7 protein-coding genes are annotated in these 8694 nt (G+C 70.6%); 4 read left to right on the top strand and 3 right to left on the bottom strand.

Going from position 1 to position 8694, the window contains the following annotated elements; all coding sequences use genetic code 11:
* Positions 1–332: 332 nt before the first annotated feature.
* From IEZ31_RS07925 to IEZ31_RS07915, 3 genes are all read right to left on the bottom strand, one after another.
* Positions 333–1037 carry an HNH endonuclease family protein gene (locus IEZ31_RS07925; protein ID WP_229834436.1) on the bottom strand — a complete coding sequence of 235 codons (705 nt, stop codon included), beginning with the start codon at positions 1035–1037 and terminating at the stop codon, positions 333–335.
* 105 nt (positions 1038–1142) lie between these two features.
* Complete coding sequence (leuA, locus tag IEZ31_RS07920; RefSeq protein ID WP_190249195.1) at positions 1143–2816, bottom strand: 2-isopropylmalate synthase; 1674 nt, start codon at positions 2814–2816, stop codon at positions 1143–1145.
* Between the two features lie 179 nt (positions 2817–2995).
* Positions 2996–3775, bottom strand: a complete 780-nt coding sequence (locus IEZ31_RS07915; RefSeq protein ID WP_190249098.1) for a hypothetical protein — start codon at positions 3773–3775, stop codon at positions 2996–2998.
* 160 nt (positions 3776–3935) lie between these two features.
* On the opposite strand from IEZ31_RS07915, the gene IEZ31_RS07910 reads away from it, so the two are divergent.
* The 4 genes from IEZ31_RS07910 (at position 3936) to IEZ31_RS07895 (ending at position 8442) form a co-directional block, all read left to right on the top strand.
* Complete coding sequence (locus IEZ31_RS07910; RefSeq protein WP_190249097.1) at positions 3936–5201, top strand: aspartate kinase; 1266 nt, start codon at positions 3936–3938, stop codon at positions 5199–5201.
* An 11-nt stretch (positions 5202–5212) separates the two neighbouring features.
* A complete protein-coding gene (locus tag IEZ31_RS07905) occupies positions 5213–6271 on the top strand; it encodes an aspartate-semialdehyde dehydrogenase (RefSeq protein WP_190249096.1) in 1059 nt (352 codons plus the stop codon).
* A gap of 106 nt (positions 6272–6377) precedes the next feature.
* Positions 6378–7883: an MFS transporter gene (locus IEZ31_RS07900; RefSeq protein ID WP_190249095.1), complete on the top strand. Its 1506-nt coding sequence runs from the start codon at positions 6378–6380 to the stop codon at positions 7881–7883.
* Positions 7861–8442, top strand: a complete 582-nt coding sequence (locus tag IEZ31_RS07895; RefSeq protein ID WP_190249094.1) for an acyl-CoA-like ligand-binding transcription factor — start codon at positions 7861–7863, stop codon at positions 8440–8442. Before IEZ31_RS07900 ends, IEZ31_RS07895 begins: the two co-directional genes overlap by 23 nt.
* Positions 8443–8694: the final 252 nt, after the last annotated feature.

Below are 8694 nucleotides of genomic sequence, written 5' to 3'. Positions count from 1 at the left end.
CGCGTTGCCGGAAGGGGCCGCGTTGCCGGAAGGGGCCGCGTTGCCGGAAGGGGCCGCGTTGCCGGAAGGGGCCGCGTCGCCGGAAGGGGCCGCGTCGCCGGAAGGGGCCGCGTCGCCGGAAGGGGCCGCGTCGGAGGCCCCCGAAGCCGCGGAAGCGGCACCCGAAGCCCCAGCCGACGGGGACGCGGCGGAGGCGGCCGGAGGCGGCGGCGACGCGGGAGGAGCGGCCGAGGCCGGGGGAGGAGCGGCCGCGGCCGACGCCGGTGCCGATGCTTGTGCCGGTGCTGCGTCTGCCATCTCGGCCGCCCCTTCCAACGAAAACGAAGAACCTGCTACTTACACGTTGCCAGCATGTCCGTGAGTGCGCTCTTCTCCGCCTCGGTGACGGTCAGCTTGTAGTACGCCTTCACGGTGATCCAGCTCTGCGCGTACGTGCACCAGTACCCCTTGCTCGGCGGCTTCCACGTCGACGGGTCCTGGTCACCCTTGGAGCGGTTCGTCTGCAGGCTCACCGCGATGAGCTGCGGCCGCGTCAGGTCGTTGGCGAACTGCTTGCGCTGCTCGTCGGTCCACTTGTTGGCCCCCGACCGCCAGCCCGCCGCGAGCGGCACCATGTGGTCGATGTCGAGGTCCTGCGGATCGGTGAGGTCCTTGTCGTCGTAGGCGCTGTGCCAGTTTCCGGCCGTGATCTTGCAGTCGGCCGCGACCTTGACGTTCTTGCCTTCGCGCTTGAGCACGACGTCGCGGGTGTCGCAGCCTTCGCCCTGGCCGATCCAGTGCGTGAACTTCTCGCGGCTGTAACCCGCCATGGAGCCGGCCGCGGCGACCGTGAGCGAGTTCAGGGCGGCAGCGGCGTTGCCACCGCCGGTGCCGCCGCCACCGCCGGTCGACGCGGGAGCGCCGGCCGACCCGGCCGACCCGGTCGTCGGCCCGGCGGCCTCGGGAGTGGAGGAAACCTCGCAGCTACCGGCACTGATCAGCACCGATGACAACGCGAGCGCGATGATGACGGCTTTGCCGTTGGTGAGGGGGCGCACGCCCCTACTCTGCGGCATAGACGCATGTACCGCCGGGAACGCCACGGCGAGATTCCCGACACTACCGAGCCGGCCCCAGCGGAGGGACCGGCTCGGAAGTGCAGGTCAGGCCCGGTTCGCGGCGCTCAGCACGGCTCGCAGGGACGCGGTCACGATGTTGGCGTCGATGCCCACGCCCCAGTAGGTGTGGCCGTCGACGGAGCACTCGACGTAGGCCGCGGCCTGGGCGCTCTCGCCCGAGGTCAGGGCGTGCTCGGCGTAGTCGAGGACCCGCACGTCGATGCCGACGTCGCCCATCGCGTGGACGAACGCGTCGATCGGCCCGTTGCCGGTGGCGGAGATCTTCTGGACGGTGCCGTCGACCTTGACCTCGGCGCTCAGCGTGACCTTGCCGTCGTGGGTCACCGCCTCGTAGCCCTCCAGCGTGAAGCGGCGGTTCGAGAAGTACTCGCCGGCGAAGAACTCCCACATCGACTGCGGGCTGACCTCGCCGCCCTCGTCGTCGGTGTGCCGCTGGACGACGCCGGAGAACTCGATCTGCAGCCGGCGCGGCAGGTCGAGGTGGTGCTCGGACTTCATGACGTAGGCGACCCCGCCCTTGCCGGACTGCGAGTTCACGCGGATGACCGCCTCGTAGGAGCGGCCCAGGTCCTTCGGGTCGACCGGCAGGTAGGGCACGCCCCAGGTGAACTGGTCGACCGGGACGCCGGCCTTCTCCGCGTCGCGGTTGAGCGCCTCGAAGCCCTTCTTGATGGCGTCCTGGTGGGAGCCGGAGAAGGCGGTGTACACCAGGTCGCCGGCATACGGGTGGCGCTCGTGGACCGGCAGCTGGTTGCAGTACTCGACGGTGCGCTTGATCTCGTCGATGTCGGAGAAGTCGATCTGCGGGTCGATGCCCTGCGAGAACAGGTTCAGGCCCAGCGTCACCAGGTCGACGTTGCCGGTGCGCTCGCCGTTGCCGAACAGGCACCCCTCGACGCGGTCGGCACCGGCCAGCACGCCCAGCTCGGCGGCGGCGACCGCGGTGCCCCGGTCGTTGTGCGGATGCAGGGACAGCACGACCGACTCGCGGCGCGGCAGGTTGCGGGACATCCACTCGATGGAGTCCGCGTAGACGTTGGGTGACGCCATCTCGACCGTCGCCGGCAGGTTGACGATCAGCGGCCGGTCCGGGGTCGGCTGCAGCACCTCGATGACCGCGCTGCAGACCTCCAGCGCGTAGTCCAGCTCGGTGCCGGTGTACGACTCCGGGGAGTACTCGTAGTAGATCTCGGTGTCGGGCGTGATCGCCTCGGCGTACTTCTGGCAGAGCCGCGCCCCGCTCGTGGCGATGTCGGTGATGCCGGCCCGGTCCAGGCCGAACACCACGCGCCGCTGCAGCGTCGAGGTCGAGTTGTAGAAGTGGACGATCGCCCGGCGGGCGCCGCGCAGCGACTCGAAGGTGCGCTCGATCAGGTTGTCCCGGCACTGCGTCAGCACCTGGATCGTGACGTCCTCGGGGATGAGGTCCTGCTCGATCAGCGTGCGGACGAAGTCGAAGTCGGTCTGCGAGGCGGCCGGGAAACCTACCTCGATCTCCTTGTAGCCCATCCGGACCAGCAGGTTGAACATGCGGCGCTTGCGCTCGACGGACATCGGGTCGATCAGCGCCTGGTTGCCGTCGCGCAGGTCGACGGCGCACCAGCGGGGCGCGGCGGTGATCTCGCGACCCGGCCATTGCCGGTCGGTCAGCGGGATCGTGAACTGTTCGGAGAAGGGCCGGTAACGGTGGATGGGCATGCGGCTGGCGGACTGGCGGGCGATTTCGGACACGTCAAAGCTCCTGGGATTGGTCGCGAAGGGAACGGTCAGGACCAGAGACCGGCAGGAGCGCAGGCGCGCATCAACCCCGCGACGAGGTGCCGGCCCGGAGAGCCTCGTCGCGGCGGCGAAGAAGAAGCGCCTGCCACATGTCAGGGTCAGGCTACGCCCTTGGAAGGGCTCGGCGAAACCGATCTCGGTACTTGGGAGCCGGACGGGTTCGGCGAGGGCGGCGGCGGTGCGGTCGTGGCGAGCGGCGCGCCGTCGACCACCGGGCCCGGCAGCGAGATCGTGGAGGGTGCCGCGATCACGTCGCCGGTGAGCGTCAGCTGACCGAACGGCAGCCGGGCCGCGGCCAGCATGCCGTTGTCGTTGTAGCAGTACACGCCGGGATCGATCGGCGGCTGGACGGCGGTCACGGCCGGCTCCACCGCGAAGCAGGGGGCCGACGTGCCGGCGAGCGGGTCGGCGGGCGCCATGGACAGCGGGATCTGGCGGTCCAGCAGGACGTCGAGCCAGGCGACGAAGACGTACTGCACGCGCGGGTCGACGGCCGGCGGAAGCTTCTTGCCGGAGGCGGCGACCTTGACGCAGCCCGACGACGGGTTGATCGGGCACTGGTACTGGCCCTCGGGGCGGCTGGCGATGGCGACGTCCGCGGTGCCCCCGAGCGCGCCGCCCTGCACGTCGACCCGCCACGTCCGGTCGGTGGCGATGGAGACCAGGATCGACCGGGGGCTCTTGCCCTGGGCGGTCAGCGTGTACGCGGCGATGTACCGCTGGTCCTTCGCGACCGCCACGCGCGCCGCCAGCTGGCTGCGCGGGTCGGGCTTGGCGGGCGCGGGGTCGGAGGTCACCCCGGTCACCGGCACGCCGGTGGATCCGCAGGCGGCAAGAGCCCCGACGGCGAGGACGGCCAGGGCCGTGCCGGCGGTCACAGTGATCGCGGTAACCCCGACCCGACGCAAGCGCACCCGCGTATTCTCGCCCGGCGGGTGGTCGGATCGTGGAACGCCACTCCCGACGGATAGTCGCCGCCGGTACGCTCGGCTGCGACGACCTGCCCGTACAGGCGATTCCCGGAAGGAGCTCGACGGCGTGGCGCTCATCGTGCAGAAGTATGGCGGGTCCTCCGTCGCCAACGCCGAGCGCATCAAGCGCGTCGCCGAGCGCATCGTCGACACGCGGAAGGCCGGCAACGAGGTCGTCGTAGTGGTCTCCGCCATGGGCGACACCACCGACGAGCTGCTCGACCTCGCGTCGCAGGTGAGCCCGGTCCCGGCCGGCCGCGAGCTGGACATGCTGCTCACCGCCGGGGAGCGGATCTCCATGGCGCTGCTGGCCATGGCGATCAACAACCTGGGGTACGAGGCCCGGTCGTACACGGGAAGCCAGGCCGGCGTGATCACCACCTCGACGCACGGCAGGGCCCGGATCATCGACGTGACCCCCGGCCGCCTCCGCGGCGCGCTCGACGAGGGCGCGATCGCGATCGTCGCCGGCTTCCAGGGCGTCTCGCAGGACACCAAGGACATCACCACGCTCGGCCGGGGCGGCTCGGACACCACGGCCGTCGCGCTCGCCGCGGCGCTGCAGGCCGACGTGTGCGAGATCTACACCGACGTCGACGGCATCTTCTCCGCCGACCCGCGGGTCGCGAAGAACGCGCGGCACATCAAGCAGATCACGTACGAGGAGATGCTCGAGCTCGCGGCGTGCGGCGCGAAGGTGCTGCACCTGCGCAGCGTGGAGTACGCGCGGCGGTTCTCGCTGCCGATCCACGTCCGTTCCTCGTACTCAACGGCCAACGGCACCATGGTCACCGGATCGATGGAGGACCTTTCCGTGGAGCAAGCGCTCATCACCGGCGTCGCGCACGACCGCAGCGAAGCGAAGATCACGATCGTCGGCGTGCCCGACCAGCCGGGCGTCGCCGCGCGGATCTTCCAGACGGTCGCCGCCGCGGAGACCAACATCGACATGATCGTCCAGAACGTGTCGACCGAGAGCACCGGCCGCACGGACATCTCCTTCACGCTGCCGAAGACCGACGGCGCGACCGCCAAGGCCGCCCTGGAGCGGATCAAGTCGAGCGTCGACTACAAGGCCGTGCTGTTCGACGACCACATCGGCAAGGTGTCGCTGATCGGCGCCGGCATGCGCTCGAACCCGGGCGTGGCGGCCAAGCTGTTCGCCGCCCTGGCCGAGGCGGGCGTCAACATCGAGATGATCTCCACCTCGGAGATCCGGGTGTCCGTGGTGTGCCGCGACACGGACCTCGACGTCGCCGTCCGGGCCATCCACGACGCGTTCGAGCTGGGCGGCGACGAGGAAGCGGTGGTCTACGCGGGGACCGGGCGATAGGTTCTTGCATCATGGGCGAGTTGCCGAGTCTGGCCGTCGTCGGTGCGACCGGAGCCGTCGGCTCCGTGATGTGTGAGTTGCTGTCGTCCCGCAAGAACGTCTGGGGCGAGATCCGTCTGGTCGCCTCGAAGCGCTCGGCCGGCCGCACGCTCGTCGTGCGCGGCGAGGAGACCGTCGTCCATGAGCTGGCGCCCGAGGTCTTCGACGGCATCGACGTGGCGATGTTCGACGTCCCCGACGAGATCGCCGGGGAGTGGGCGCCCATCGCCGTGTCCCGCGGGGCGATCGCCGTCGACAACTCGGCGGCGTTCCGGATGGATCCGGATGTACCGCTGGTGGTGCCGGAGATCAACCCGGAGCAGGTCCGCAACCGCCCGAAGGGCATCATCGCCAACGCCAACTGCACGACGCTGACGATGATCGTGGCGCTCGCTCCGCTGCACCGCGAGTACGGCCTGAAGGAGCTCGTCCTCGCCTCCTACCAGGCGGTTTCCGGTGCCGGCAAGGACGGCGTCGACACGCTGTACGACCAGCTGCGGCGGGTCGGCGGCGACCGCACCCTGGGCTCGCGCTCCGGCAACGTCCGGCAGGCGGTCGGCGACGACCTCGGCCCGTTCCCGGCCCCTCTCGCGCTCAACGTGGTGCCCTGGGCCGGCTCGCTCCGCGACGGCGGCTGGTCGTCGGAGGAGCTGAAGCTGCGCAACGAGTCGCGCAAGATCCTCGGCCTGCCCGACCTCAAGGTGTCCGCGACCTGCGTCCGCGTCCCGGTCGTGACCGGCCACTCGGTCGCCGTGCACGCCGTCTTCGGCTCGGAGGTCGACGCCGAGGGCGCCCGCGAGGTGCTGCGCCACGCGCCGGGCGTGATCCTCGTCGACGACCCGGGCGCGGGCGAGTTCCCGATGCCGATCGACGCGGTGGGCACCGACCCGTCGTGGGTCGGCCGCATCCGCCGGTCGGTCGACGACCCGCGGGCGCTCGACCTCTTCGTCACCGGCGACAACCTGCGCAAGGGTGCCGCCCTGAACACCGCGCAGATCGCCGAGCTGCTGTCCAAGGAGCTGCAGGGCTGACCGCACCGCAACGTCCAGCACCCCCGGGAGCCCTCCCGGGGGTGTTTTTTGTTGTGACGATGGTCTCGATTGACAGTACAACTCAAATGATAGCTACTCTCAAAATATGGCTGCTGTCAGTTCGAGTCCACGCCGCTGGTGGGCGCTCGTCGCGATCGTGCTGACGACCCTCACGCTCGGCTTCGACACCACGATCCTCAACGTCGCGCTGCCCACGCTCGCGACCTCCCTCGACGCCGGCAATGCCGAGCTGCAGTGGCTCGTCGACGCCTACGTCCTGGTGTTCGCCGGTCTGCTGCTGCCGATGGGCGCACTCGGCGACCGGTACGGCCGCAAGCGCCTCCTGCTCATCGGCCTCATCCTGTTCGCGGCCGCGTCGCTGGTGGCGGTCTTCGCGGACAACGCCGGCCAGGTCATCGCCGCCCGGGCCGTGATGGGCGTCGGCGGCGCCATCCTCACCCCGGTCACGATGGCGATCATCCCCGTCATGTTCGACCCGGACGAGCGCCGCAAGGCCATCGCCGCGCTCACGATGGGCATGGGCGTCGGGCTCCCGCTCGGCCCGATCATCGGCGGCTACCTGCTGGAACACTTCTGGTGGGGGTCGATCTTCGTGATCAACGTGCCGGTCGCCGCGCTGGCCGTCGCCGCCGTGGCCCTGCTCGTGCCGGAGTCCCGCTCGACGCGGCCGAAGCCGGTCGACCTGACGGGCGCGATCCTGTCCACGATCGGTCTGGTGTTGCTCGTGTACGGCGTGATCGAGGCGCCGGCCCGCGGCTGGACCGACGGCCTGGTCCTCGGCGCGATCGCGGCCGGGGTCGTCCTGCTGATCGTGTTCGCCCTGATCGAGCGGCGCCTCGCGAGCCCGATGATCGACCTGAGCCTGTTCCGCCGTCCACGGTTCGCCTGGGGAACCGCGGCGGGAGCCCTGGCGTCGTTCGCCCTGTTCGGCGTCCTGTTCATCCTGCCGCAGTTCCTGCAGGCGGTCCGCGGTCATGACGCCCTCGGGGTCGGCCTGCGGCTGCTGCCGCTGGTCGCCGGCCTGTTCGTGGGCGCTCCGCTCGGTGCCCGGATCGCCGGCCTGGTCCCGACCCGGGTCCCGGTCGCGCTCGGCCTGCTCGTCGCCGCCGCTGGGTTGGCGCTGGGCGCACTCACCGGCATCGACTCCGGGTACGGTTTCGTGGCCACCTGGCTGGCCGTAGGTGGCGCCGGGATCGGCCTGGCCCTGACCCCGGCGATGGACGCGGTGATGGGCGAGCTGCCGCGGGACGAGGCCGGCTCGGGTACCGCGATCACCATGACCCTCCGCCAGGTCGCCGGCGCCCTCGGCGTGGCCGTGCTCGGCAGCCTCGCCGCCGAGGTGTACCGCTCGTCGGTTCCCTCCGCCGGCCGCGACTCGGTCAGCGCGGCGGTCGCGATCGCGGCCCGCACCGGCGACCAGGCCCTGGCCGTGGCCGCCCGCGCCGCGTTCCTGGACGCGATGACGGCGGTCCTGCTCGTCTGCGCCGCCGTGACCCTGCTCGGCGCGGTGGTCGTGGCGGTCCTGCTGCCCGGTGCGAACCCGGCTTTACGTGCGGAACAATCGGTGGATGAGCTCACCCGGGTTGCGTGAACGCAAGAAGCAGAAGACCCGCTGGGCGATTCAGGAGCACGCGGTGCGCCTGTTCGCCCAGCAGGGCTATGACGCGACCACGGTGGAGCAGATCGCGGAGGCGGCGGAGATCTCCCCGAGCACGTTCTTCCGCTACTTCAAGACCAAGGAAGACGTCGTCATCCAGGACCGCTACGACGACCTGATGATCGAGGCCATCCGCACCGCCCCGCCCGAGTTCACGCCGCTGGAGGTCGTCCGCCACTCGTTCCTGTCGGCCTTCTCGACGATCAGCCAGGAGGAGGTCGACCAGGTGCTGGCCCGGTCCAAGCTCTCCTTCACGGTCCCGGCCCTGCGGATGCGAGCCCTGGACAACATGCAGGCCTCGATCGCGGTGCTGGCCGCCCCGCTGGCCGAACGACTGGGCCGCCCGCCGGACGACTTCCGAGCCAGGGCGTTCGTGGGCGCCTGCGTGGGCGCGATCATCAACGCCATGATCGACTGGGTGCACCGCGACGGCCAGATGGACGTCCTGGCCGCGATGGACGAGGCGCTGTCGGTGATCTCCGACGGCCCGTGACGACGCACGCTTTGCGTACGCTTCGCCGGCCTTATCCGAAATGCGACCTTATGCGCGGGCCGCGTGCAAGGCGTCACCCCATGATCAAGGGAACGAAATGGCCGGCCTGGGGCAGCCAGAAGTTTCCCTTGATCATGGGCAGGCCCGCGGCGCCCGAGCCCGAGCCTGCACCAGCTCCCAGCCCACCGTCCGAACTCCCTGGTCCCGCTCGGCCCCGGGTCTCGCGTGGCCCCACCGTCCGAATGCCCTGGT

Source organism: Dactylosporangium sucinum, assembly GCF_014647515.1.
GTDB classification, from domain to species: Bacteria; Actinomycetota; Actinomycetes; order Mycobacteriales; family Micromonosporaceae; genus Dactylosporangium; species Dactylosporangium sucinum.
This window is presented reverse-complemented; position numbering and strand designations above follow the sequence as displayed.

Bases quoted from the DNA above. Each gene is read 5' to 3' on its own strand.
- IEZ31_RS07905 (WP_190249096.1), top strand. From the start codon at position 5,213: ATGGGCGAGTTGCCGAGTCTGGCCGTCGTCGGTGCGACCGGAGCCGTC.
- IEZ31_RS07895 (WP_190249094.1), top strand. From the start codon at position 7,861: ATGAGCTCACCCGGGTTGCGTGAACGCAAGAAGCAGAAGACCCGCTGG.
- IEZ31_RS07900 (WP_190249095.1), top strand. From the start codon at position 6,378: ATGGCTGCTGTCAGTTCGAGTCCACGCCGCTGGTGGGCGCTCGTCGCG.
- leuA (WP_190249195.1), bottom strand. From the start codon at position 2,816: ATGCCCATCCACCGTTACCGGCCCTTCTCCGAACAGTTCACGATCCCG.